Origin of the sequence: Natronosalvus caseinilyticus (assembly GCF_017357105.1) — an archaeon.
In the GTDB taxonomy this organism is placed as follows: Archaea; Halobacteriota; Halobacteria; order Halobacteriales; family Natrialbaceae; genus Natronosalvus; species Natronosalvus caseinilyticus.
The window spans coordinates 2,682,912-2,707,909 of sequence record NZ_CP071596.1; the positions used below are offsets into that span (position 1 = coordinate 2,682,912).

Annotated in this window: 23 protein-coding genes and 1 pseudogene; 13 read left to right on the forward strand and 11 right to left on the reverse strand. The window is 65.1% G+C overall.

The genetic code is table 11. From position 1 onward, the window contains the following. Positions 1 to 73: 73 nt before the first annotated feature. Entirely contained in the window at positions 74 to 931 is an 858-nt protein-coding gene (locus tag J1N60_RS12780; RefSeq protein WP_312907964.1) for a hypothetical protein, read from the reverse strand. 130 nt (positions 932 to 1,061) lie between these two features. Here J1N60_RS12780 and J1N60_RS12785 point away from each other — a divergent pair, with 130 nt between their 5' ends. After that, entirely contained in the window at positions 1,062 to 2,081 is a 1,020-nt protein-coding gene (locus tag J1N60_RS12785; RefSeq protein WP_312907966.1) for a lysylphosphatidylglycerol synthase transmembrane domain-containing protein, read from the forward strand. A 90-nt stretch (positions 2,082 to 2,171) separates the two neighbouring features. On the opposite strand, the gene J1N60_RS12790 is transcribed toward J1N60_RS12785, so the two are convergent. Then, positions 2,172 to 3,032 (reverse strand): phosphatase PAP2 family protein, encoded by an 861-nt coding sequence (locus J1N60_RS12790; protein ID WP_312907968.1) that lies wholly within the window; start codon positions 3,030 to 3,032, stop codon positions 2,172 to 2,174. A gap of 229 nt (positions 3,033 to 3,261) precedes the next feature. Between J1N60_RS12790 and J1N60_RS12795 the strand changes: the two genes are divergently transcribed. After that, positions 3,262 to 3,930, forward strand: a complete 669-nt coding sequence (locus J1N60_RS12795) for an O-methyltransferase (RefSeq protein WP_312907969.1) — start codon at positions 3,262 to 3,264, stop codon at positions 3,928 to 3,930. Between the two features lie 226 nt (positions 3,931 to 4,156). Here the strand turns inward: J1N60_RS12795 and J1N60_RS12800 are convergent, their stop codons facing one another. From J1N60_RS12800 to J1N60_RS20650, 5 genes and pseudogenes are all read right to left on the reverse strand, one after another. Then, entirely contained in the window at positions 4,157 to 4,606 is a 450-nt protein-coding gene (locus J1N60_RS12800; protein ID WP_312907970.1) for a hypothetical protein, read from the reverse strand. A gap of 126 nt (positions 4,607 to 4,732) precedes the next feature. Then, complete coding sequence (locus J1N60_RS12805; RefSeq protein WP_312907972.1) at positions 4,733 to 5,392, reverse strand: 2,5-diamino-6-(ribosylamino)-4(3H)-pyrimidinone 5'-phosphate reductase; 660 nt, start codon at positions 5,390 to 5,392, stop codon at positions 4,733 to 4,735. A gap of 98 nt (positions 5,393 to 5,490) precedes the next feature. After that, on the reverse strand, positions 5,491 to 5,667 hold the full coding sequence (locus J1N60_RS12810) for a hypothetical protein (protein ID WP_312907973.1): 177 nt from the start codon (positions 5,665 to 5,667) through the stop codon (positions 5,491 to 5,493). 124 nt (positions 5,668 to 5,791) lie between these two features. Next, the gene (locus J1N60_RS12815) at positions 5,792 to 6,706 is read right to left on the reverse strand and encodes a PAS domain-containing sensor histidine kinase (RefSeq protein ID WP_312907974.1); all 915 of its coding nucleotides are present in this window, start codon (positions 6,704 to 6,706) and stop codon (positions 5,792 to 5,794) included. A gap of 248 nt (positions 6,707 to 6,954) precedes the next feature. After that, a pseudogene (locus J1N60_RS20650) lies at positions 6,955 to 7,299 on the reverse strand (hypothetical protein); the annotation flags it as partial. 254 nt (positions 7,300 to 7,553) lie between these two features. On the opposite strand from J1N60_RS20650, the gene J1N60_RS12820 reads away from it, so the two are divergent. The 3 genes from J1N60_RS12820 to J1N60_RS12830 are packed head-to-tail and all read left to right on the forward strand — an operon-like array spanning position 7,554 to position 11,348. Further along, entirely contained in the window at positions 7,554 to 8,849 is a 1,296-nt protein-coding gene (locus J1N60_RS12820) for a Single-stranded DNA binding protein (RefSeq protein ID WP_312907976.1), read from the forward strand. Then, positions 8,846 to 10,486, forward strand: a complete 1,641-nt coding sequence (locus J1N60_RS12825; protein WP_312907978.1) for a hypothetical protein — start codon at positions 8,846 to 8,848, stop codon at positions 10,484 to 10,486. The genes J1N60_RS12820 and J1N60_RS12825 overlap by 4 nt, the downstream gene beginning before the upstream one ends. Positions 10,487 to 10,490: 4 nt before the next feature. Next, on the forward strand, positions 10,491 to 11,348 hold the full coding sequence (locus tag J1N60_RS12830; protein WP_312907980.1) for a metallophosphoesterase: 858 nt from the start codon (positions 10,491 to 10,493) through the stop codon (positions 11,346 to 11,348). Between the two features lie 3 nt (positions 11,349 to 11,351). Here the strand turns inward: J1N60_RS12830 and J1N60_RS12835 are convergent, their stop codons facing one another. The 3 genes from J1N60_RS12835 to J1N60_RS12845 all read right to left on the reverse strand — a co-directional run bounded on the left by J1N60_RS12835 (position 11,352) and on the right by J1N60_RS12845 (position 14,799). Further along, on the reverse strand, positions 11,352 to 12,125 hold the full coding sequence (locus J1N60_RS12835) for a tRNA-dihydrouridine synthase (RefSeq protein ID WP_312907982.1): 774 nt from the start codon (positions 12,123 to 12,125) through the stop codon (positions 11,352 to 11,354). Between the two features lie 3 nt (positions 12,126 to 12,128). After that, positions 12,129 to 13,121, reverse strand: coding sequence for a 2-phospho-L-lactate transferase (cofD, locus tag J1N60_RS12840; RefSeq protein WP_312907984.1), 993 nt, complete (start codon positions 13,119 to 13,121; stop codon positions 12,129 to 12,131). 103 nt (positions 13,122 to 13,224) lie between these two features. Continuing rightward, the gene (locus J1N60_RS12845; RefSeq protein WP_312907985.1) at positions 13,225 to 14,799 is read right to left on the reverse strand and encodes a glutamate-cysteine ligase family protein; all 1,575 of its coding nucleotides are present in this window, start codon (positions 14,797 to 14,799) and stop codon (positions 13,225 to 13,227) included. A gap of 473 nt (positions 14,800 to 15,272) precedes the next feature. Here J1N60_RS12845 and J1N60_RS12850 point away from each other — a divergent pair, with 473 nt between their 5' ends. The 8 genes from J1N60_RS12850 to J1N60_RS12885 all read left to right on the forward strand — a co-directional run bounded on the left by J1N60_RS12850 (position 15,273) and on the right by J1N60_RS12885 (position 24,295). Continuing rightward, the gene (locus tag J1N60_RS12850) at positions 15,273 to 16,082 is read left to right on the forward strand and encodes an STAS domain-containing protein (RefSeq protein WP_312907986.1); all 810 of its coding nucleotides are present in this window, start codon (positions 15,273 to 15,275) and stop codon (positions 16,080 to 16,082) included. A 1-nt stretch (position 16,083) separates the two neighbouring features. Continuing rightward, a complete protein-coding gene (locus J1N60_RS12855) occupies positions 16,084 to 16,458 on the forward strand; it encodes an STAS domain-containing protein (protein ID WP_312907988.1) in 375 nt (124 codons plus the stop codon). A gap of 8 nt (positions 16,459 to 16,466) precedes the next feature. Continuing rightward, complete coding sequence (locus J1N60_RS12860) at positions 16,467 to 16,889, forward strand: anti-sigma regulatory factor (RefSeq protein WP_312907990.1); 423 nt, start codon at positions 16,467 to 16,469, stop codon at positions 16,887 to 16,889. Next, complete coding sequence (locus tag J1N60_RS12865; RefSeq protein WP_312907992.1) at positions 16,879 to 17,898, forward strand: ATP-binding protein; 1,020 nt, start codon at positions 16,879 to 16,881, stop codon at positions 17,896 to 17,898. The genes J1N60_RS12860 and J1N60_RS12865 overlap by 11 nt, the downstream gene beginning before the upstream one ends. Next, positions 17,895 to 20,258, forward strand: a complete 2,364-nt coding sequence (locus J1N60_RS12870) for a bacterio-opsin activator domain-containing protein (protein ID WP_312907994.1) — start codon at positions 17,895 to 17,897, stop codon at positions 20,256 to 20,258. The genes J1N60_RS12865 and J1N60_RS12870 overlap by 4 nt, the downstream gene beginning before the upstream one ends. 107 nt (positions 20,259 to 20,365) lie before the next feature. Next, positions 20,366 to 21,985, forward strand: coding sequence for a right-handed parallel beta-helix repeat-containing protein (locus J1N60_RS12875; RefSeq protein WP_312907996.1), 1,620 nt, complete (start codon positions 20,366 to 20,368; stop codon positions 21,983 to 21,985). Between the two features lie 139 nt (positions 21,986 to 22,124). Continuing rightward, positions 22,125 to 22,352 carry a DUF7385 family protein gene (locus J1N60_RS12880; protein ID WP_253435531.1) on the forward strand — a complete coding sequence of 76 codons (228 nt, stop codon included), beginning with the start codon at positions 22,125 to 22,127 and terminating at the stop codon, positions 22,350 to 22,352. 95 nt (positions 22,353 to 22,447) lie between these two features. Continuing rightward, positions 22,448 to 24,295, forward strand: a complete 1,848-nt coding sequence (locus J1N60_RS12885; RefSeq protein WP_312908001.1) for an ATP-dependent DNA ligase — start codon at positions 22,448 to 22,450, stop codon at positions 24,293 to 24,295. 21 nt (positions 24,296 to 24,316) lie between these two features. Here the strand turns inward: J1N60_RS12885 and J1N60_RS12890 are convergent, their stop codons facing one another. Then, positions 24,317 to 24,862, reverse strand: coding sequence for a hypothetical protein (locus tag J1N60_RS12890; RefSeq protein ID WP_312908003.1), 546 nt, complete (start codon positions 24,860 to 24,862; stop codon positions 24,317 to 24,319). Positions 24,863 to 24,998: the final 136 nt, after the last annotated feature.

A 24,998-nucleotide genomic window follows, 5' to 3' on the forward strand; every position in this document is an offset into this window, starting at 1 on the left:
GGTGGCGACTGGTTCGATGCTGGCCGATCCAATGGCGACTGCTTCATCCCCGTCGACGGACCGCCCCGCCGACTCACTCGAGGACGAGCCACGGGACCTCCATGAGCGCCGGAATGTGCGTTTCGATGTGGTGCTCCCAGACGCCCTCCTCGCCGAACGCCTCCCCGTGATCGGCGGTGACGACGACCCGGCCCTCGAGTTCGGGGACGAGGGCCGCGATTGACTCGAGGGCGATTCGCAGGTTCTCCTCGTAGAGGGCCATCGCCGCGTCCCGGGTGCCGTTGCGGACGAGGTCCGCCGGGTCGAGCTCGAGCCAGAGGCCGGCCTTCTGGGCGAGTTCACTCCCTTCGAGGGTCGACTCCACCTTCGGCCTGACCGTCTCGCCGAGGGAGTCGAGGACGCCCCCGTCTTCCTCGTCCTCGTCGGCTTCGTCCTGCCGTCGGATACCCTTCTGGATCTGTTTCAGTTTCTGCCCCGTGCCACGGGCGAGGTACGGCGCGTGGGGTTGCATGTAGTGAAGGATCGTCCGATCGGCCCCCTCGACCAGGTCGTGGCGCTCGGCGAACGACTCCGCTACGCTGTCGGGCGGGACGGTCCCGAGGTCGTCGTCCCACCCGTGCTTCCAGACGTCGACGACGTCGCTGATGTGTTCGTTTGCCGTCCACTCGTAGTCGCAGCTGGCCCCCCACTTGAGTTCGTTCAGCGGAATCCCGAGGTCGTTGATGAACGGGTTCCCCGAAAAGTACGCGACGTCGTGGTCACCGGTGAACGTTCGAGACGCCCACTCCGGCGTCGACGACCCCGTACTCCGGCGCTTCTCGAGCGTGCCCTCGAGGTACTCGTCGTACACCTCGCTAAACACGTCGTACCGACACGCGTCCAGGACGAGACAGTAATCCCACTGTGAGTCGAGGAGACGCTGGTCTTTCATCTGTTATGTCCCGTTTGCTATCCAATCGACGTATCTTTACTGGTTCGTCGGCTGGCGGCAAAAAACCGCTACTTGCGCCCTATTCGAGGCGAATCAGGACGTTCAAGGGTATCGGTCCGTACTCTCAGGTATGGCACCTGGGAGTCGGCGGGCCCTGCTCCTCGGCGCGTTCGGCGCGCTCGCCGTGTTCGTCGTCCTGCTCGTCGTCGTCGGCGCCGAGTACGTCGTCGACGCGCTACTGGCGGCCGACCCAGCGTTCGTTGCGGCGACGATCGTCCTCGGGCTAGCCTGGCTCGCCTCCTGGAGCCTCATGCTCCGAACCGTGCTCGAGACCCTCGGCGTCGGCGTCACCGTCGGGAAGGCGTTCCTGGTCTACGCGGGAGCCGTCTTCGCGAACAACGTGACGCCGTTCGGACAGGCCGGCGGGGAACCCTTCTCCGCATTGCTCATCTCGCGGAGCACGGGTGCGAAGTACGAGACGGGCCTCGCCGGCATCGCCACCGTCGACGTCTCAAACGTCGCCCCGTCCGTCCTCCTGGCGCTCGTGGGCGTCGGCTACTACGCGACGACCGCCACCGTCGGCGAACGCCTCGAAAACGCACTGACGGGTGCGATCGCGCTCGTCGCCGTTCTCGGGCTGGCACTCGCGCTCGGGTGGGCCGTTCGAGAGCGTATCGAGGCGCGCGTGCCGGCGACCATCGCGAAGGTAGCCGGCCGATTCGGCGGCGGGCGTCTCAACCCGGTGGCACTCGAGCGCGAGATCGCGGGGCGGGTGGCGCACTTCTTCGCTAACCTCCGCCAGGTGGGGACGAGTCGCCGACAGCTCGCGTTCATCGTCAGCCTCTCGTTTCTCGGTTGGCTCTTCCAGGCGGCGGCCCTCCTCGCCGCGTTCGCTGCCGTCGGGTACAGCGTCCACGTCTCCGTCGTGCTCTTCGCGATTCCGCTGGCGAATCTGGCTGGCGCCGCGCCGCTCCCGGGTGGCCTCGGGGGCATCGAAGCGGCGTTCGTCCTCCTGCTCGTCCCGACGACCGCTGTCCCCCTTCCCGAGATCACCGCCGCCGTCCTCATCTTCCGTGGGGCCGTCTACTGGCTCCCGGTGCTCATCGGCGGGAGTTCGACGGCCGCGATGGGGATCTGGACGGTCGCCTGATCCGTTCGTCGCCAGAGGTCAGGTGTCCCGTCCCCCGTTCGACCATCACCATCGGTCACTGGTAGGAGCCGATACGAGACGCCGATCACCTCAATCACCGAGTTCGGAAGCGACGCTCTCCTCGCCGTCCTCGAGCGGCGACGGCGCGTCGGATTCGCCTTCGAACGTCTCGACGACGCGCGTCGCCACGACGACGCTCCAGGTGCCGAGCACGAGGCCGGCGACGACGTCCGTGAGCCAGTGGATGCCGAGTACCATCGTCGACAGGGCGACTGCGGCGGCCGTGATCGTGGACACGTACGTCCACAGCGGGTACGTCTTTCGAGTCCGCCAGGCGAACAACGCGACGACGACTGCGAGCGAGGTGTGGAGCGACGGAAAGACGTCGGTGTTGGAGGACACCGCGGCCGTCAACGTCTGCGTCTCGGGGTAGACGTCGTACATCAACCCGGAGACGTGCCGTGGCACTCGATTTCGAGGCCCGTAGGCGATAAAGAGCGTGTACAGGACCGCCCCAACCGCGTAGTTGAGGACGTAGGCGACGAGCAATCCCTTGAGGTGACGGCTCGAGGCGTGGACGAAGTACAGTACGAGCGGAACGACGAGCAGGTACGGGAATCCGAACATGTACATCGCCGAGAAGAACCCAATGAGCGGCTCGGGAACCGCTGCCTGCAGGTCGGCGACGAACAGTCCCTCGAGTTCGTACAGCGAGTCGGTGATATCCCAGCCGAGTGCACGGGAGATGCGGAGACTGAGACCGTTCGTCGCCTGCTTCGCGACGAAAAAGAGCCCTGCCACGGCGAGGTACGGCGCGATGTCGCCGAGTCGTCGGTCGAAGTCGGCGACGGCGTGACGGAACTGCTCGAGACTCGTGCTGAACGCACAGGTCGTGACGAGACCGGTTGCGACGATCAATCCAGTGACGAAGACGACGGTGAGGAGGGCCATTGCGGATAGTTAGTGGAGGGATCGCGGAGTGGGTGAACTGTCAACGGTGGGTATTGAAACGTTTTTGGAAGAACTATGCCGGGTGTGGTTCGAGAGATGCCAATGTACCGTCATGTGTTCGGATCCGACGGGGTCGTATATGGAAGTATCGATAATCGGTCTCGTCGATACGTCGTTCGGGCGTCCGTCTCACCCCGTCTTTTATTCGCGTCGCAGCGTATCACCGACCATGGTCGACGTTCTTGCAGACGAAATCGCCCGGTTCGTCCGGGCGACCGGCCCGGAACCGGACGAGACGCTCGCCGAGATGGACGAGTACGCGGCCGCCGAGGGGTTCCCCCACGTCGGGCCCGAAGTCGGCGGCTTTCTCCGCCTGCTCGCTCGACTCGCCGACGCCGAGCGCATCTTCGAGTTCGGCTCCGGCTACGGCTACTCCGCGTACTGGTTTGCCGAGGCACTCCCCGACGACGGCGAAATCGTCCTCACCGAGGTCGACGCGGACGAACTCGAGCTGGCGAAGTCCTACCTCGATCGCGGCGGCTACGACGCCCTCGCCAGCTACGAACTCGGCGACGCGCTCGAGACGATCGAGGACTACGAGGGGCCGTTCGACGTCGCGCTGATCGACCACCAGAAACACCGCTACGCCGAGGCGTTCGAGGCCATCAAGCCGAAGCTCTCCGTCGGTGGCGTGATCGTCGCGGACAACGCGATGCGAGCGGGGATCATCCAGTTCGAGAAACTCCTCGAGATCGTCGAGGGCGGCGATCCCGACGACGTCAACGAACACACGCGAGGCGTTGCGACGTACCTCGAGACGGTTCGTGACGATCCGGACTTCGAAACGGTGGTGCTTCCGCTGGGGGAAGGAATCGCGGTGAGCTATCGAGTTCGATAGCCGTGGCAGGCTGCGACGGCGGCGGCTCGAGTGCCGACTCCTGTATGGAGCGGGACACAGGTTCGCAGGGGATTCGATGCGCATCGCCCTGAACTCATACTATCGAATGTGCACCAATATACTATCATTTTTATAGTATTACTCATCGTCGATCAGCGTCTCGGCGCGGAGCCTCCCTCCCCGTCGCTCGGAATCGCTGCTCGAGAGGGGGTGAAAAACGGCGACGTTAGTAGTCGTAATCCTGCTCAACGACGGATTCCTCGGCCGGAATCGCGTCGGTTCCGGCGTTGTACTCCTGGAAGGCGAGGAACGTCGTCGTCGAAGCGGCGCCGACGAGCGTCGCCCACGTCAGTGCGGTGAACCCGGCGACGACACCGCCGGTGGACGCCGGAAGGGCCGCACCGGTCGCCTCGAGCCCCGGCAGGTGGAGGCCCGCGATCGCGATGAACGCGAGCCAGAGCCCGATCGAGAGGCGTGCCAGCGTCGGTCTGGAAACGCGTCGTGCGTAGCACGCGACGCCGTAGACGCCGACGACGGCGAGGGCGGCGCCCAGCGTCGTCTCGAGCGTCGTGGGTTCCAGAGAAGCGGTTCCTGCGGTTACCAGTCCCGAGACGCCGAAGGCGCCGAGGGACAGGGCGAGTAGGGGTCGAACCGAGTGTGTGCGGAGAGCGCTCACGTCGTGCACCGGTCGTTGGTGGGTGCAGAACACGGTGGTGTATATACCTGTTGGCTGTGCCAGTGTTGCGGGAACGAATCACACAGCCGCGTCCGATTCGAGTGACAGGGCGGGAGCGTCGCTAGATCAGGAGAGCCGCCAGGACAGGACGACGCCGCCGTCGAGTCGCTCGACGTCCTCGAGTTCGAGTTCCGGAAAGTCCGCGACGAAGCCCTCGCCGTCGGCCAGCGTCGGGGCGTCTCGACCGCCGATGAGCCGCGGACCGACGAACACCCGCAACTCGTCGACCAGGTCGGCCGCGACTAGCGAAAATATGAGTTCGCCCCCACCCTCGACCATGATCGACTCGAGCCCGGCCGACTCGAGGGCGGCGAACGCCTCGGGGAGGTCGACGCGGCCCGTTCCCGCGGATACGACCGTCGCGCGCTCGGCGAGGCCATCGACGTTCTCTGCGGGTACGTCCTCGGTTACGCAGACGTAGGTCTCGGCGGCGTCGTCGAGCACGGCCGCGTCGGGCGGCGTTCGACCACTCGAATCGACGACTACGCGGGCGGGCGACGGTGATTCGCCAGCCTCGAGCCGTCGCTGCCGCCGTTCGTCGTCCTTGACGGTCAGGTGCGGGTCGTCGGCCAGCACCGTCCCGACACCGACGACGACGGCGTCGCTCGCCGCCCGGAGCGCGTCCATCCGGTCGAAGTCCGCCTCGCCGCTGATGCGGACCTGCTCCCGTCGCCTCGAGGAGAGTTTTCCGTCGGCGCTCATCGCGGCGTTGACGACGACGTGCATACGCTCTCTCCGGAGCGGTGGGTAAAGAAAGCACCGCGAGGCTCGTCGACGTCGAGAATTGACCATCGGTCCGGGAAACCAATGGAGAGTCGTGGCGCTCAGTGCCCGACGCCGAGAGGACGCTTGCAGTTCCGGCAAAGGAACAGGTCGCGGTTTCCGTAGAGGGTTAGTCCGCCCTCGTCCGGTTCCAGTTCGGCGACCTCGTGGCCCGCTTCCAGGTGTTCTCGTGAGCGAATCGCATTCCCGCATTCCGGGCAGGTCAGGGTATCGGCCATGCTCGTTTAACGGGCTCGAGCGGTAAAGCGTTCACCGCAGCGCAGACCGAAACGGATTGCTCCGTCGACGTTCGTCGTGCCTAACAGTAACTGACGTGAGCAACGTGAGGGGCGAATTAGTCGGCTAGTCAGTGGCAGTTTGCGTCATCGACACGTTCTCGAATTCGAACCGAGCCCCACCAGTCTCACTTTTCGTCACCGAACACGTCCAACCGTACACGTCTGCCAACTCTTTGACGAACGTCAATCCCAATCCCATCCCAGCTCCCGTGCTTGCCGTCGTATATCCCTCGTCGAAAATCTCATCGCGGTCGGCTGGAGGGATTCCGACCCCATCGTCGGCGACGAAAAATCCGGTGGGAAGGTCACCGACCGTGATTGTGACGTCCGCCCCGCCGTGTTTGACCGCGTTCTCGAACAGATTCCGAAAGAGATGGCGGAGATACGTGCTATCAGCTTCGATCATCTGGTCTACCGTTACCTCCATTCTCGCCTCGGGGGCGTCCACCTCGCTCCACGTCTCCTGTGCCGTTTCCAGAACTGAGACTGGCGTTGGTTCGGACAGCGCGTCGCTCCCCCGCGTGATAACCAACATGGCGTCGATGATGTCTTCGATGCGGTCGAACGCTTCGGTGATGTACTCCGTCACTTCTGGTTTCGTTTCTGTCGGGAGTTCTCGGCTGTATATCTGGCCGATACTCACGGGGTTCCGGAGTTCGTGGGCCAACATTCCCGCGAACCTGTCCAGTCGATCGTTCTGTTCGGCGAGTTGCTGTTCGCGTTCGTTCCGCTCGGTTACGTCGCGGACAACGCCGACTCGCTCGTACTCGCTATCGTCCCGAATAATTGCAAACGAAGCTTCCGCCCGAATGGTCTCCCCGTCTGCGGTGTGAACGTCAGCCTCGAACGTGAGCGTCTCCTCTGGCTCCTCATCCATAACCATCTGTTCTTGATAGTCGTACGCCGTCTCGACTGTTTCTTCGTCCACGACGAGCGAGCCGTGGCTGCCGAGCAGTTCCTCGCGGTCGTAGCCGACCATCTCGCAGTAGGCGTGTTGACCAGCGTGAAGTAGCCGTCTTCGTCCACGAGATAGATGCCATCGTTGACGGTCTCGACGATCGTTTCGTAGCGCTCGAGGTCGTGGTTTGCCCGTTCGAGGTTGCGGTTCGCCTGCTCGAGTTTGCGGTTTGCCCGTTCGAGTTCACGCTGGCGGTCTTCGGCGTCTAACGCACGGGTCTTGGCCCGTGCATCCTTGTACCCGAGGCCGAGCCCAGCAATGCTGGCGAGCGCCGGGAGTACGACGAAGCCAGCAATGGGGTCGTTGACTCCCCCCGTCAATGCGCTAAACAGAACGATACCGAGCATGGCGCCGACGGCCCGGACACACCAACTGGCGACGTCTGCGTAGAGGTCGGGGCGGAGGTCGGTGCGTGGGAGATGATAAGCACCAGACACGAGAACGATCCCACTTGCACCAAGTAGCACGCAATTGGTGAGGAGGTCGTCGAACGTATGGATCCCACTAACAGTGAGGAGTACACATCCGATAGCACCTGCGAGGTAGACACTTCCGAGACTGAAGATGAAGCGCTGGCCCCCGATGTAGGTGATTCCCCGTGAAAAATGCCCCATTGCGTGCTGTTTTGTATCAAGGTGTTATGAGGATTTGGGTTCGTTGGCGGTCAATCGACGCTCTGTATTGGGTGCAACCGAAGCAATCATCTCACCGACGAAGGATGTCAATGGGTCCAAATGACTCGAGACCTGCGGAAACGCCAGTGGGGCGCGGCAGCTCGAACCGGTTCCCATCCCCGGCCCTCGACGACGACGTTTACTTTCACTCCGTTCCGGGAACGCTTTTTACCTCTCCGTTCGAAGTGAACCCGATGGATATCGATACCCATGCCGAGGATCTCGCCTCCGATCTCGGCGTCGACAAAGAGGAGGTCAAAGCAGACCTGCAGAACTTACTCGAGTACAGCGTTCCACTCGACGAGGCCACACAGAGCCTCCGTCGCAAGTACGGCGACGGCTCGAGTGGCGGCTCGAGCGGCACGCCTTCGGCCAGAGACATCGGGGAAATCACGCCCGACGACGGCTCGGTGACGGTCACCGGCGTCGTCCTGAGCGCGGGCGAGCGGTCGATCCGCTATCAGGGCTCGGACCACGTCATCGTCGAGGGCGAACTCGCCGACGAAACCGGCGTGATCGACTTCACAGCCTGGGAGGACTTCGGCCTCTCGCCGGGCGATACGATCACCGCGGGCAACGCCGGCGTCCGCGAGTGGGACGGCGAACCCGAGCTCAACCTCGGGGAGAGCACCTCGCTGTCGTTCCTCGAGGAGTCCCTGAAAATCCCCTACGAGGTCGGCGGCGACGCCGATCTGGCCGACCTCCGGACGGGCGACCGCGCGAAGAAGATCGAGGTCGCCGTCCTCGAGTGCGAGGAACGGACGATCGACGGTCGAGACGGCGAGACCGAGATCCTCAGCGGGGTCTTCGGTGACGAGAGCGGCCGACTGCCGTTCACGAACTGGGATCCCGTCCCGGAAATCGAGGAAGGCGCCTCGGTTCGAATCGAGAACGCCTACGTGCGCGAGTTCCGCGGCGTGCCCGAAGTGAACGTCTCGGAGTTCTCGACGGTGACAGCGCTCGAGGCGGACGTCGACGTCGGCGCCGACGCACCCAGACTCCCCATCGGGGAGGCCGTCGCGACGGGTGGCGTCTACGACGTCGAACTCGTCGGGAACCTGCTGGCCGTCCGCGACGGTTCCGGGCTGATCCAGCGCTGTCCCGAGTGCAACCGCGTGATCCAGAAGGGGCAGTGTCGCACCCACGGCGACGTCGACGGCGTCGACGACCTCCGGGTGAAGGCGATACTGGACGACGGCACCGGGGCCGTGACGGTGATCCTGGACGACGAACTCACCGAGGACGTCTACGGCGGCGACCTCGAGGACGCGAAGGACGAAGCCCGCGAGGCGATGGACCAGGAGGCCGTCGCGGACACCATCCGGGAGAACGTCGTCGGCACGGAGTACCGCGTTCGCGGACACCTCTCGGTCGACGAGTACGGCGCGAACCTCGACGCCAGCACGTTCGAAGAGAGCGACGACGACCCCGTCGAGCGAGCGAACGCGCTACTGGATGGGCGGGACCGAGCCCAGGAGGTGGACGCATGAGTTCGAATGCCGACGAGGAGGTGCCGGGACGCGAGGTCGCCTACCGGGTGTTCGCGGCGGAGTTCGACGACGCCGACTACTCCCACGCCGAGAGCGACGAGGAGCGGGCGCCGAACTACGTCATCACCCCGACCGGCGCGCGACTCAACCGGGTGTTCGTCGTCGGAGCGCTCACGGAGGTCACGGCGGTCAACGACGAGATGCTCCGCGCACGCGTCGTCGATCCAACCGGCGCGTTCGTCGTCTACGCCGGCCAGTACCAGCCCGACGAACTCGCCTTCCTCGAGCGGATCGATCCGCCGGCGTTCGTGGCCGTCACGGGCAAGGCGCGCACGTTCCAGCCCGACGATTCGGACGTCGTCTACACGTCGATTCGCCCCGAGAGCATCGCCACGGTCGACCCCGAGACGCGGGACCGCTGGGTCGTGTCGGCGGCCGAACAGACCCTCGAGCGCGCCGGCACCTACGCGGCGGCGGCCGACCTCGAGGCCTCGGGTGACGCGCTCGAGGCGGCCCTTCGCGAGGCAGGCGTCGAACGCGGCCTCGCTGCCGGCATCCCGCTCGCCCAGGGCCACTACGGGACCACGCCCGCCTACCTCGAGGGGGTTCGCGACCTCGCACTCGATGCAGCAGCGGTCGTGGCCGGGGACCGCGACGAGGTGCGCGGGCTCGACCGACAGCCGAGCGATTCGCAACCGGGTGCGCCGAGTTTCGCTGCGCTGGCGAGTGCCGAGTCCGTCGACCTGGACGTAGACGTGGATGGCGACGCCGACCTCGAGTCCGACCCGGCCGATGAGGGGAGCGAACTCGAGGCGCCGGCCGCAGCGGAGGCCACAGCCGCCGCGGGGACGGCCGAAGCTGAGGACGGGACCGAATCCGCCGACCTCGAGGCAGACGGGGCCGACGACGCCAGCGGAGACGACGAACTGGGCGACTTCGATGCCGGGGAGTCCGATTCGACGGGCGACGAACTCGGCGATTTCGACGCTGGTGCCGAGGCCGAGGCCGAGACCGAGGCTGCCACCGCCGAGGAATCGGGTTCGACAGCCGACGAGGACCCCGTCGACGAGGAATCTGTCGACGTCGGCCAGAACGGCGACCTCGAGGAAGACGAACTCGAGGACGCCTCCGGCATGTACGAGATGGACGACGAGGAGCGCGAGCAACTCGAGGCCGAGTTCGGGACCGAGTTCTCGACGGGGGCGGACGTCGACGAGCCGGGTGAGGCGGATATCGACGTGCCGACGGGCGACGAGTCGGTCGAGGACGTCGAAGACGCCGAAGACGCCGAAGCGGAACCCGCACTCGACGAAGAAGAGAGTACCGAAGAGGCCGAGGAAGGCGACGAGATCGACGAGTCCGGCGGAGAAGAGGAATCCGAGGAAGCCGACGAAGACGATGGGGACGAAGAAGGCGACGACGAAGAGACCGACCTCGAGGACGTCGACCTCCAAAACCTCGTCGTCGAGACGATGACCGACCTCGACGACGGCGAGGGCGCGGATCGCTCGGCCGTGATCGACACCGTCACCGACGAGACCGGGGCAGACGAAGACGATGTCGAGGAGGCCATCGACGACGCCCTGATGGGCGGGGAGTGTTACGAACCCGGCGACGGCAAACTGAAGGCCATTTGAGCCAATGGCTCGCCTCGAGCCCGTGCCCGACGAACCGGCGGCCGTCGCGGAACTGGACGACGAGCGCGCGCTCGTGATCGCGGACTACCACGCCGGCTACGAGGTCGGACTGCGCTACGAGCGGGGCGTCGACGTCCCCAGTCGAGCGGACGAGCGTCGAACCCGGCTGCGGTCGCTGCTCGAGCGAACCGCCGCGAGTCGGCTGATCGTCCTCGGGGACCTGATGCACGCCATCGGCGACCCAGGCGGCGCGGAGCGTGGCGAACTCGAGGTGCTGTTCGAGTCGCTTCCCGACGGCGTCTCGGTGACGCTGGTCCGGGGCAACCACGACGGAGCCATCGAGGGATGGCTGGGGACAGGGTACGACGAACCTGGCGACCTCGAGAACGACAACGGCGACGGCAACGCTACCGTCGAGGGCGAGCTGGGCGGGACACCCCTTCAGATCACGGACGGCAGCGGCGTCCGGCTCGACGGCCTCGGCTGCTGTCACGGTCACACTTGGCCAGATCGATCGGTGCTCGAGGCCGACATCGTCTGCCTCGGCCACGAGCACCCCACCGTCCGACTCGAGGACGACGTCGGCGGCGCCCGCGTCGAGCGCGTCTGGCTTCGCGGACAGCTCGACCCCATGCCGTTTCGTGAGCGCGACGGCGAGGCCTACGACGGACTGCCGTGGCTCGAGGGCGACGCGGACCCGCCCGAGGTCGTGGTCGTGCCGGCGTTCAACGACCTGGCGGGTGGGACGTGGACCAATCGCGAGAACCAGTCGTTTCTAGCACCGTTTTTGCCGGAGGCCCTCGCCTCGACGGAGTCGTACCTGCTCGACGGGACTCGACTCGGGCCGTACCGGCGCGTGTGAACGTCATCGATCGATCGGCGGTGATTCCTCCTCGAGTGCCTGCCGCACCCGCTCGAGGACGACCGGATTGTCGCTGGGTCGGCCGACGCTGACCGCGTCCGCGCCGTAGGCGAGGTACTCGCGAACCGTCGATTCGTCGCGGACGCCGTTGTTGGCGATCACGTACAGGTCGCAGGCGTCGGTGACGTCCGCGATGACGGATTCGGAGTCCATCGCGTCCACGTGGACGAACGACGCGCCGGCGGCCTCGAGCGAGCGACAGAGCGTCGGCAGGTCGACGCCCGGAACTTCGGCGCGAACCTTGACGCCGACGGTTGCGCCGCACTCGACGGCGCTGGCGACGTACTCGCCGAGTCGGTCTGCGTCTCCCAGGAGCGTTTCGCCACAGCCGACCGCGCACAGCTCGGGCTGGCGGCAGTGGGCGTTGATCTCGAGCAACGCGTCTCGCTCCCGGCAGACGCGAGCGACGGGCGGGATGGCCTCGACGCTGGCGCTCCTGACGTTGATACCCGCCTGGATTGGTTCGTCCTCGAGGGCGGCGAGCTGGTCGTCGATGAACCCGATCGGATCGTCGGGGAGGAATTCGGTCCGGTCGCGGGCGACGAGTTCGCGTGCGGCCTCGCGGGACGGGCCGTCGAGCGCGATACCGCCGAGGAACGCACAGCCGGCCCACTCGGCGGCCGCGAGGGCCCACTCGGCGTCCGATTGTCCCGAGAGGCTGGCCAGTGCGAGTGGCGGGGAGAGCGAAAGCGATGGGGAGAGCGGGTGCAATGACATCGGTCAGGCGAGGATCGAGAGCGCCTCGTCGATGGCCTGAATCACGCGACCGGCGTCCTCCGGTGAGTCGATCCGGATGTCGGTCTGAATCGTCGGACGATCGAACTCGGTCGGGTCCTCGTTGTCGACGACGAACGCGTCGGCGAAGGGGTACGCCGTCGCCAGGCCGGCCGTGTTCGGCGTCGCACCGACGGCCTCCATCAGGTCGGCCGCTGGTCCGGAAAAGGCCTCGTCACCCAGGAACGGCGAGACGGCGACGACCGTCGTCTCCATCAGTGCCCTCGCGACGCCTGGCAACGCGAGCATCGGCCCGATGCTCGTCACCGGGTTCGAGGGGCCGATCACGACGACGTCGGAGAGCGCCTCGAGCACCCCCGGCGCCGGTTCGGCGTTCGACGAGCCGCGGAACTCGACGTTCGTGATCGTCGGTTCCCCGCGGTGAGCGACCCAGTACTCCTGGAAGTGCATCAGGCCGTCCTCGGTGTGGATCAGGCTCGCGACGGCGTCGTCGCTCATCGGCAGGACGTCGATCGTCAGCCCGAATCCGTCGGCGAGGACCTTCGTGACCTCCGAGAGCGTGTGCCCCTGATCGAGGAGGCTGGTTCGCGTAAGGTGAACCGCTCGGTCGCGGTCGCCGATCGTCATGAACTCCGCGATGCCCGAGAACCGACGCCACCGGGCGATGTCGCGGCCCTCGGTCTGTCTCGAGGGGTCGAGATACTGCGGGCCGTCGGGGAGGTCGGCCGCCGCGGCGATGTCGGACAGTGCCGAGTGCGTGCGGTGCGTGTCGCCCCTGATCCCCCACCAGCGCTCGCGGTCGAGGACGCCGCCACCCTGAAAGAGAAGCGTGTCGACGTCGGGAGAGACGAAGAGACCGCCGAGTTCGACGTCGTCGCCGGTGTTGGCGACGACGGTAATCTCGTCCGGCGAGAACGCCGCTCCGGCCCCGTCTAACAGCTTCGGCGTGCCGGTACCCCCGGAGAGGAACGTAACCATACGCGTCAGTTTCCGCTGTGGGGCTTAAGCAGTTGTGGCCCGACACCGATCATCGACTGCCCGGTCGACTCGAGCGTGACTTCCCATCTTACTCCGGCTTGGGTCACGTCCAGTCCGCGAAACTCCCCTCGAACAGCGTCTCGGCCTGCTGTTCGACGTACCGACGTTGCATCACCTCGAGGGCGCCCGCGAGTGACTCCCCCGAGGCGACCTCATCGGCCACCAGTTCGTACTTCCAGCGGGCGGGGGTCAGTCCCTGGCGGACGCGGCGACGCAGCGGGTGGAGGTACGCCGCGACCTCCTCGTCGGTCAGACCGCGACTCGAGAGACCGTCTTCGGCGTGTGCGAAGAGGTCTGCGTAGACGGACTCCGTGTCGTTCGTCGTCTGGCCGTCGTTCGTGATCCACTCGAGGTCGGCTGCCAGCCCGTCGCGCATCGCGGCGTAGAAGTTCTCGCGGGCGATCTCCCAGTCGAGTTCGCGAACGGGGTGCTCGAGGTGAGTGAGACTCTCCAGGAGGCCCGCGTACGCCACGAGGAAGGCCACGGAGTCCCGGACGGTCGGCTGAGCCGGAATCGGGCGAAACTCGATGCGGGCGTTCGCCGCCGACCGATTCGAGCCGTCGAAGACCGGGCGCACCCACCGCCAGTAGGTGCCGTGCTTGCGCCGAAAGTGAGCGAACTGGTCGTCGAACCGGTCGCCGTCGCCGACCGGCATCGGGACGAGGGTGTCGTCGGTGGCGATTCGCTCGACGGCCTCCTCGACGCTCTCGAGGTCGTGCGGGAAGCGGACTTTGCCGGCCCCGGCCGAAGGGTCGTTCAGGACGGTCTCGAAGATGCTGATCCGGTGTTCCATCCAGGCGTCGCGAAGGACGTCCTCGGGGGCCGCCCCGTCGTCGTAGAGGTCGGCGGGAAGGAACGGCGAGTTGACCCCCAGTGCGAGCAGCGGGCCGGCGATCCTGACGGCGTAGTTGAAGTACGTCGGCAGGTCGGGGGCGTGGGGGACCTGGTAGTGGGGCTGGATCGAGGTGATGAGGCTCTCCGGCATCGCGGTCTCGGCGGCGAGCGAGACGTGCGGGCAGTCGAGGACCATCCCGGCGGCCTCGGCACGGTCGGTGTTGGCCATCGCGTGGTAGCGCGCGGCGTCGCTCATGTTCGTTGCGAGCGTGACGGTGCGCGAGTTGGTGCCCGCTTCGCCGCTGGCGACCGAGGAATTGCCAACCTCGAGCGTCCGTTCGACCGTGTCCGTCAGGTACTCGTAGGCGGATTCGCCCGCGGGCGGAAGGGTCCAGAGGCCGTCGCTGACCAGACGCATCCCCTCCGCGTTCGCGACGTTTTCGGCTGCGCGCAGGCGGGCGAGAATCTCCGACTCCTGGGCGCGAAGCCCGTCGGCGTTGAGCGGTTGCGGACTCGTCGTCATCTCCGCGTTGTGGAGGCCGAGTTCCTTCTCGAAGCCCATCAACTCGAGGAGTCGCCGAGGGACGCGCTTGAGCGCGGCCGTTTCGGCGTCGATGGCGTAGAATTCGTATTCGAAGCCGACGATCGCCTGTGGGTTGTCGAATGCGCCCGACTCGATTCCCTCGACGATGACGTCGGCTTCCTCGATCGCGCGGTCGCGAAACGACTCGGCATCGACGGCGAGCACCTCCTCGAGACGCGACGCGAGTTCCTCGGCTCCCATACCACCGGGTCTGCTTTCCAGTGGGTTAAATGCAGTTATCCCTCGAGCGGACACTGTACTCGAGTGTTCGACGCGCTCCGACGAGTGGTGGCCTGCGTTCTCGGACGACTGGCCCGGTGCGGTGCGACTGCGCCACGGAAGGGGGCGGGTGGCGTCTGGTATTTCGCGCTTTCAACTAGCTCGAGAGGGAACGTCTCGAGAGCGCACCTACTCGTTGGCGCGAGCGGTTTATTGGCAAGCCACCAATACACTCTTCAAAATCGGACCATCACCGAATGTGAGAGGTAGTCGGATTTCGTTGTTCTCCTGCCAACTGAACGGATTCCCCATCGAACGGTCTACGAGTCGTTTGAGCCAGAAACTGACTTCTCGAGGAAGACGCCCATCGGCAGCCAGCAGTAGTGACGGAAATATAACACCTAAATCGTCCTAAACGTTAATAGGCCAGATTTTGTACTTTTACCGGATTACGGATGTCACCGAGTGATCCCCCCTACGAGAAATTAATCGAAAATGCTCCTATCGGCATCTTTCGGGTTCCGGTCGACGATCTGGATCTCGAAGCATCCCAGGTCGACTCGGAGAATCAGTACGCCAATCAGCAACTCGCCAGAATGCTCTCTTTCGATTCGGTCGAACAGTTACGTTCGGAGATCTCGTCCATCGAATACGCAGATCCACAGGACGGCGAGCGACTCGAAGAACAACTCAAGCGAACGGGTCGCGTAGACGCATTCGAGACGCAACTGATCGCGAACGACGGGGAAACGGTGGACGTTCTCATCTCCGGAACCGTCGACGACGGTGAGTTTATCGCTTACGTCACCGACATCTCCGAGCGCAAGCGACTCGAGCGGAAGACGGCCGAACAGGCCGAGGCGATTCTCGAACAGTCGACGCCGATCGTCGAAATCTGGGATTGCATCACCCTCGCGACGGTGGTCGGAACGCTGGATACGGCTCGTGCACAGCGACTCACCGAGGAGTTGCTCACCGAACTCACGGAGAACGGAGCGGAGATCGCGCTGATCGACATCACCGGCGTTCCGAACGTGGACACAGCGACGGCACAGCACCTCACCGATACGGTGAACGCCGTGTCGCTGCTGGGTAGCGAAGTCATCATCACCGGAATCAACCCCAACATCGCCCAGACGCTGGTCCAGCTCGGAATCACGATGGACGACATCCGAACCAGATCCACGTTGAGCGAGGGGTTAGAACTCGGATTGCACCTCACCCAGAACATCGACATCGTGACGAACGCGTCTCAATCAACGTAACATGACCCACACAGATCGCGTCACCGTTATTCAGGTGCGAGGAACGCTGATCACGACCCTCCCTCCACACCCGACGGACAGTACGATCGACGACCTTCAGGAACGCATTCTCGAGCGTATCAACCAGACAAACCTCGAACGCATCGAGGGAGTCGTGCTCGACGTCTCCGACGTGCAAACGGTCGACTCGTTCTTCGCCCGGGTGATCGTCGAGACGGCGAAGATGGTCGAACTGATGGGCGTTCGACCGATTCTCGTCGGCATCGGCCCCGCCATCGCTATCACGGTGACCGAACTCGGATTCGACCTCGGTGGTGTGCAGACGGCCCGGAGTATCGATGCGGCGCTAGACGCCCTCGACATAGATTCGGGGTGAGTTACATGATGAGCGAAGAAGGGGTCCTCGAGATCGCCTCCGAATCGGACATCGTCACCGCCCGGACCACGATTCGAGAGGTCGTTTCGAACGTGGGCTTCGGGCTAACGGACACCACCCGGATCGTCACCGCGGTTTCCGAACTCGCCCGGAACATCTATCTCTACGCCGAGGTCGGGACGATGCAGTGGCGCGTCCGTTCGGAGGGGAGTCGACACGTCGTCGAGATCGTCTTCGACGACGACGGCCCGGGGATTTCGGACGTCGATCGCGCCCTCGAGGAGGGGTACTCGACGTCGAGCGGAATGGGCCACGGCCTCTCCGGCGCCCGGAAAATGATGGACGAGTTCGAGATCGACACGAGTGCCGAGACGGGGACGACCGTCACCATCCGCAAGTACGTGCCACGAGTGGTCGCCAATGACGGGTGACGACGAGACGTCGATCACGATTTCCAAACAGGCCGACGTCATCCTCGCCGGCCGCCGGGCGAAGCCGATCCTTGCAGCGTTCGAACTCGACGAGTCGACCGTCGAAGAGGTCGTCCTCGTGATCCACGAACTGGCCTCGAACATCGTCAAACACGCCGGCGAAGGGACGATCACGCTCGTGCCCACGTCGGCAGACGACCATCGCGGTCTCGAGATTCACGCCGAGGACTCGGGGCCGGGAATCGGCGACGTCGATCGGGCGATCACCGATGGCTATTCGACGGCTGGGAGCCTGGGGTCCGGCCTCGGGGCAGTCGATCGGCTCATGGACGAATTCGAGGTCGTTCCTCGCCCCGACTCACACGCCGGAACACACATCGTCGCCAAACGCGAATTCCAGACACGAACACGGTCACAGAAGCCGTTCCCGCTCACGTTTGGAGCGGCGACGCGTCCCCGTTCGCGCGGCGATCCGAACGGCGACGCGTTCGTCATCAAACGGTGGGGAGACAACGCCCTCGTCGGCGTGATCGACGGACTGGGGCACGGACGCGATGCTCACACCGCCGCGGCGGCGGCAAAACGGTACGTCACGGGCCACTTCGACCAGTCGCTCACCACCATCTTTCAGGGCGTCGAACGGGTGTGTGCCAGGACGCGCGGTGTCGTCATGGCGCTCGCTCGCTTCGACTGGTCCAGAGAGACGATTTCGTACGCCAGCGTCGGTAACATCTCACACAAGGTCGATGCCCCGGTACCACTCGAGTTCGTGACTCGACGGGGAGTGCTCGGGAACGACGCCCCGGAACCGCTGATCAGGGAAAACGAGTGGGACCCCGAGTACGCCCTGGCGCTGTATTCTGACGGCGTACGGTCGCTCTGGAAGTGGGACGAATTCGTCCACCTCGTGGACGAACCGAGTTCGACGCTCGCCCACCGACTCCTGGCGGAGTTGGCGGACGAGAACGACGACGCGACCGTGCTTGTGGTCACGAGGGGGTCGCGATGAGCGGCCAGGACGGTGACGAACAGCCCTCGGACGCAGACCGGGACATGATCCAGGCGCTGCAAGCGGAACTCAGGGAGACGAACGAGGGGCTCCTCGCGCTCACTCTCGAGCGGGAAGAACACGAACGGACGCTAACGGCGCTCCACGAGTCGAGTCGGGAACTGCTCCACGCCGAGACCGCCGAGGACGTATGCGAACTGATCCTCGAGACGACGAACGAAGTCCTCGGCATTCCCGGCGCCGGGGTGTACTTCGCCAGCGCGGACGGAACCCGGCTCTCGCCGGCCGCGACGACCGAGTACGTCGAGAACCGGTTCGGAGCCCTGTCGCCCGTGAGCTCCGACGACGACTCGGTCGCGTGGCGATCGTTCGTCGAGCAAGAGACCATCGTGATGGACGACGGTATGACCGGTCACGACGAGGGTCTCGAGGCGGCGTTTCCCAGCGGCATCTGGCTTCCGCTCGGGTCTCACGGCGTCATGGTCGCCGTCTCCGACGAGATCGGGGTGTTCGACGCGGACAGCCGCCAGCTCGCCGGGCTGCTCGCGGCCACCGCCGAGGCGGCCCTCGACCGGGTCGAACAGGAGAAACGGCGACGCCGGCGTGAGGCGCAACTCGAGGGACTCGTCGAGGCGACCGGGGAGTTGCTCGGGGCGGAGACGGTACGAGAGGTCTGTGATACCGTGGTCGAGACGGCCGAATCGGCGCTCGACCTCCCGATCACGATGATCGCGGTCTACGACGACAAAACGGGAACGCTCAGGCCACGCGCACAGACGGCGCTGGCCGAGACGATCGTCGACGCGGAGCAGATGTTCGACCCGCAGGCCGAACTGGCGTGGCAGGCGTTCGCCGAGAAACGAGTGACGGTTCACGACGAGATGGCGGTCGCGTCCGGGGCCGACGCCGACGCCGACATCGACATCGACACCTACGGCGTCGCGGTCCTTCCACTCGGGAGACACGGCGTCCTCGTCATCGGCTCGAGGACGAGCGACGACGTACACGACGAGCGACTGTCGCTCGCCCGGATACTGGCCGCGAGCACGGAACCGTCGCTGGCTCGCCTCCTGGCGACGAACGCCGAGTCCTCGCTCGATCGGGCCGAACGAGAACACCAGTTGATCGAACGCGACGAACGCCTGCACGAACAGAACGAGCGGCTCACGCGACTGAACCAGGTCAACGACGTCATCCGTCACATCGACCAGGCGCTGGTGGCGGCGGATTCGCGCACGGCGATCGAACAGGCCGTCTGCACCCAGTTGACGACCGCCGGACCGTACACCTTCGCCTGGATCGGCGAGTACGACGCGGTGCACGACGCGGTGACTCCCCAGGAGTGGGGCGGCGCCAACGAGGGGTACCTCGAAGCGATCGATCCAAAAAACGCCGACTCGAGCGAACGGGAACCGACGGAACTGGCAAACGAGACGCAGGAACCGCAGGTGGTCGAGGACCTGCTCGGCGAGCCGCCACTCCCCCGGTGGCGTCGGGAGGCGCTCAAGCGCGGCTATCGCGCCTGCATCGCGATCCCGCTCGTGTACCGCGAGATGCGCTACGGTGTGTTGACGGTGTATTCGGACCAGCTCGAGACGTTCGGGGAGCTGGAGCGTACCGTTCTCGTTGAACTCGGCGAGACCATCGCCTACGCGATCAACGCCGTCGAGAGCAAGAAAGCGCTCGTGAGCGACGAGTTCGTCGAGGTCGAATTCGAGATTCGGGACGACTCCATTCCGTTCCTCTCGGTGACTGCCGAGGTCGGCTGTGTCGTCGAACTCGAGAGCGTGGTCGCCCGCTCGGACGGTGGGTACCGCGTCTTCTTCACCACCCACGAGACGCCGCCGGAACCCGTCCTCGAGCACATGGAGCGAGCGTTCACGGTGGACGATACGCGACTCATTTCGGAAAACGACGAGGAGTGCCTCTTCGAGTGTACGGTCGACGAGTCGAGTTTCTTCGGAACGCTCCTCGGTCACGGCGCCATCCCTCAGCGATTCAGGGCGGAAAGCGGACACGGAACCATCGTCGTCGCCCTCCCGGAGAGCGCGAACGTTCGACTGTTCATCGACACGATCCAGGCGACGTACGACCACTCGGAGTTGCTGGCGCGACGCGAACAGCCTCGAGACCGGGACCGCCGAACGACGAGCGGGTTCGCGGCGGACATGGACGAGATACTGACCGATCGCCAGCGAGAGGTGCTCCAGACTGCCTACGAGAGCGGCTTCTTCGAGTCGCCGCGAAAGAGCACCGGTAGCGAGATCAGTGACGCACTCGGCGTCTCACAACCGACGTTCAACAATCACCTCCGCGCCGCCCAGCGAAAATTCTTCGAACTCATCTTCGAATCGGACTGAGACTCGAGGGCCTATTTTGCTATTCTAGCCACTGTCACTCAGTCGCATGGCTTGGTGGCTAGCTACAGCCTCCTTTCCACTAGAACCAGTACGTATAATTGAATTTCATGACTGGAATAGCAAACGAACGCGACGCAGACGATGGACGCCCCTCCGAATCTGAGCAGCCAACCGAAACCGACACCCGCCGGCCCCCGAGGCGGGCGTTCGTGAAGGGTGCGGCCATTGCGGGTATCTCTACGCTCGGTCTCTCTTCGACTGCCGCGGCCTCGGGCTCGTACACGAAGTACGACGGCGAGTACCGCCACGTCGTCAACGTCGTCGAAGCCGGCGCCGACAACACCGGAAACAAATCGATCACCCCCGTGCTCAGGAACCTTCGGAAGGACAACACGCTGTTTTACTTCCCACCCGGGCGCTACGCGATGGATAGCCAGCTCCGGTTCACGAAGTTCGACAACGTGGCGTTCGTCGGCAACGACGCGACGCTCGTCCCGGCGAATTACTACAACTTCGACGGTCCCCAGTACCGCCTCTTCCGCCTGGGAACACTCTCCCGACCCGGCAAGAAGCTTCGGTTCGAGGGATTCACGGTCGACCAGACCGCCAAGAATACCGGCATCCGAACGATCGACACCGTCGTCACCGATCGCCTCGACGTCGAGGACATTTACGTCAAGGGCGAACACGACAGCGGGACCATGGGCCCCGCGCGGTTCGACGTGATCGGGTCGAACGGGACTGGTCGCGTCGTCGATTTCAAAGCACCAGACGGCGGCGAGAACGCCAGCAACACGCCCCACGCCGGAAAGACGAGCACGCGGGGGCCGATCGGCATCCTCGCGAACGAGACTGCCGGCGAACTGACGTTCAGGCGGTGTCACCTCGGCGGCTTCCCCGGGAGTGGCCTCTACGCCTGTAACGGCTCCGGGAAGGTCATCGTTCACGGCGGTCTCTACCAGAACAGCACCTCCGCGAGCATCCGGATCGGCGGCTCTGACAGCGTCGTCAGGTGGCCCACCATCGAAATCGACGACGTCGACGAGAAGTACCCCAGCCATCGTGGCATCCGCGTCGAGCGGGGTGACGTCACGATCAAGGGCGCCGCGATCCGCGTCAGCGATCCGAGTCCGAGCAACCACGCAATCTCCGTGCTGAGCAACTGTGAGAGCGCCTGGATCGAGAACACGACGATCGAGATGAGCGGCAACGACGTCAACCACGGCATCGTCGTCTCTCCCGGCGCCGGCGAGACGACCATCGCCCGCACGAACATCACCCACAACGCCGCGGGGGGCTACCCGCTCTGGCTGCGCAGCTCCAACAACACGGACCGCGTCCACTGTGAGTACCTCTCCATCGACGGCGAAGCCGGCGACGCGAGCGGCCTCCGCGACGGGATTCGCTGTGAACGGCCCAACGTCCGGTTTGCCGCGTGCGAGATCGACCAGCCTGGTCGAAACGGCGCCAAGCGGAACGCCATCGTCAACACGAGCGAGGACCTCTCAGTGTGGAACATGACGCTGCGTGCCAGCCACTTCCCCATCGTCGAACTCGGATCCAATTCGAGCTACCTCGAAGCCGACGCCGAGTCGTATAACGGCCGTGAAGCGGCCTGTCTGTACGACCAGAGTCGCAAGATCTCCATTCGCAACAGTCGGCTGGTCAACGGCGTGCGCGACCTCGGCTCCTGGAGCCTCGAACTGTCGAACAACACGACCTACTGATCGCGCTGGTGCGGGTGCTGCGGTGCAGTAACCGGCGATCTCTCCGTCGGAATTTTCGACCTGGGTGTCTCTGGGGTGTTTTCTGATCCTCGAGGACTACCAGGGAAACACTTTACCTCCCTTCTTTCCCACGTAGCCCATGGAGCAGTTCGAGAAGTACGTCTCCTCGGCGACGCTTCGCGAGGAAAACGAGTCGATCAAGCAGTACCAGAACACAGTCGGCCTGGCGTGTCCGGCCTGCGACCAGCCCTTCGACGACATGGTCGTCTGCAAGGACGAGCACACGAGCCTGAACCAGACCATCCCGCTCGACATCTGTACGGGCGTCGAAGACGGGAAACCCGTGCTGTTTACCCACAAGCCCTAGTAGCAGTCGACGTCTGGAAGGGGACTGTCCGACCATTCCGGCGACCGACACAATCTCGAACCCCTTAAGCGACCGCCGTCGCCTACTCCCACGACATGGACTTCGTCACGTTCGCCGACCACGCCGCCACTATCGAGGCCGAACCCGCCGACCTCGAGACGGTAGCGCACGTCCGATCGCTCCTCGAGGCGGCCGGCCCGGACCTCGAGGTCGTCGCCCGTTTCGTCCAGGGGCGGGTCTTCCCCGCCTGGGACGCCCGGAAACTCGACATCGGCCCGCGGACGTGCTACGAGGCGATCGCTCGCGCGGCCGGGACGAACGTCGGCCCGGACGACGTCGAGACAGCCGTCGCCGAGGTCGGCGAGATCGGCGCCGTCGCCGCGAGCTACGAGTTCGGTGGCCAGCGGGGGCTGGGAGCGTTCGGCGGCGGTGGCGGTGGTGACAGTGGCGGCAGTGGCGGCGGCCAGGACGAACTCACCGTCGCGACGGTGTCCGACACGCTCACGGAACTGGCCGAAACCGACGGCTCGGGCAGTCACGACACGAAGGTTGACCTCCTGTTCTCGCTGTTCAACCGGTGTGCGGCCGATGAAGCCCGCTACCTCGCTCGCCTCGTCCTCTCCGAGATGCGCATCGGCGTCGGGGAAGGGACCGTCCGCGACGCCATCGCCGAGGCATTCGGCGTCCCCGCCGACCGCGTCGAGCGCGCGTTGCAGGTCTCGAACGACTACGGCCGCGTCGCCGTCGTCGCGCGAGACGAAGGACTCGAGGGACTGGACGCGCTCACCCTCGAGGTCGGGCGCCCGGTCCAGGCGATGCTCGCCCAGGCGGGGAGCGTGACCGACGCCCTTGAGGCCTGGGACGAGGCGGCCGTCGAGTGGAAGTACGACGGTGCGCGCGTCCAGTTGCACTACGCGCCCGATGGCGTCGAGACGACAGGTGCGTCCGACGGGATCTCGGGAGACGAACGCCCGACGACGCGCGTCTTCTCGAGGAATATGGAGGACGTAACCGACGCGCTCCAGGAGGTCGTCGAGTTCGCCGAGGCGACCCTCGAGGTACCGACGATCCTGGACGGTGAGGTGGTCGCCGTCGACGACGGCGGGGATCCGCTCCCGTTCCAGGAGGTGCTCCGGCGGTTCCGTCGAAAACACGACGTGGCAAAAGCGCGCGAGGACGTGGCCGTCCGGCCAGTGTTCTTCGACTGTCTCCACGCCGACGGTGAGGACTTACTTGACGTCACGCTCACGGAGCGCCACGAGCGACTCGAGGCGGTGCTCTCGGCCGAGGATGACCCCAAAACGGAAATGAGCGTGTCCGAAGCGCCCGAAGCGTCCGAGGACGCCGCCGAAACGGGAGCGACCGAGACGAAAGGGGACGAGACGCCCGAGGGCCTCTCGCTCCTCCGGATCACCGACGACCCCGACGAGATCGAATCGATCGACGCCGACGCACTCGAGGCCGGACACGAGGGGATCATGCTCAAGGATCCCGGCTCGACGTACTCGCCGGGCCGCCGGGGCAAGCACTGGCTGAAGCGAAAACCCGACGTCGAGACGCTCGACTGCGTCGTCACCGGCGCGGAGTGGGGCGAGGGGCGACGCGGAACCTTCCTCGGCACGTTCCTGCTATCCGTTCGGACGACGGACGCGTCCGGAGCTGGCGCGTTTGAGACCATCGGCAAGGTCGCCACGGGAATCACCGACGAGACCCTCGCAGAACTGACCGAGCGCCTCGAGCCGTACATCCGCGCCGAGGACGGCAAAGACGTAGACCTCGAGCCAGTGGTCGTGTTCGAGGTGGGCTACGAAGAGATCCAGACCTCGCCGACGTACAGTTCGGGCTATGCACTCCGATTCCCACGGTTTCTCGGGATCAGGGAGGACAAGACGCCGTCCGAGGCGGATTCACTCGAGCGCGTCGAACGGCTCCGGTCGCCGTGACCGAAGGGCGTCTGTGGCCGGTCACGAGGTGTTTTCGGTGGTCCCCATCGACTCGTCGTCGATCGATACGGCGACGGCGTCCGGTTCGTCGCCCTCGTCGGTAATCCGGATCGCTAGCGAGTGGACTGCGGCGTCGTCGACGGTCGGCTCGTCCGAATCGGAGGCGATAGAGACGTGAATACCATCTTCGGTTCGTTCGATATCTCGGACCTCGAGCCAGTGCTGGCTCGACCAGGCTCGTGCCACGACGACGACGAGGTACGATCGGTCGAAATCGGTCTCCGCGACGAATTCCGTGATCTCGTTCTTGTTCTTGCCCTCGCCCTCGCCTCCGTCTCCGTCTCGCATCCGCTCTCGAGCCGTCGACCGATCAGTTATGATCGTCTGGTACGAGTGTGGTCGCTCCCCGGACGGCTCGAGACCGTCGTCAGCCAGGTGACTGCCGACGCGATGGTGCGTCTCGACTGTCATCCCGTCAGGGAGGGCGGGACTCTCTCCCGTTCCCAGACAGCCCGCGACGCTAACCGATCCCATCGCGACCCCGGTGAGGAATCGGCGGCGGTTCATATCTTCCACTCTCGTCGGTCGCATATATGTCTTTTCGGTGACGTCTACTTCCCGGGTGGATGCTCGGTCGACCGGGGTACGGTTCGATAGTGCGGTCAGCGTACGTGTACCCCGTTTCTGCGTTTCCGTAATCTGG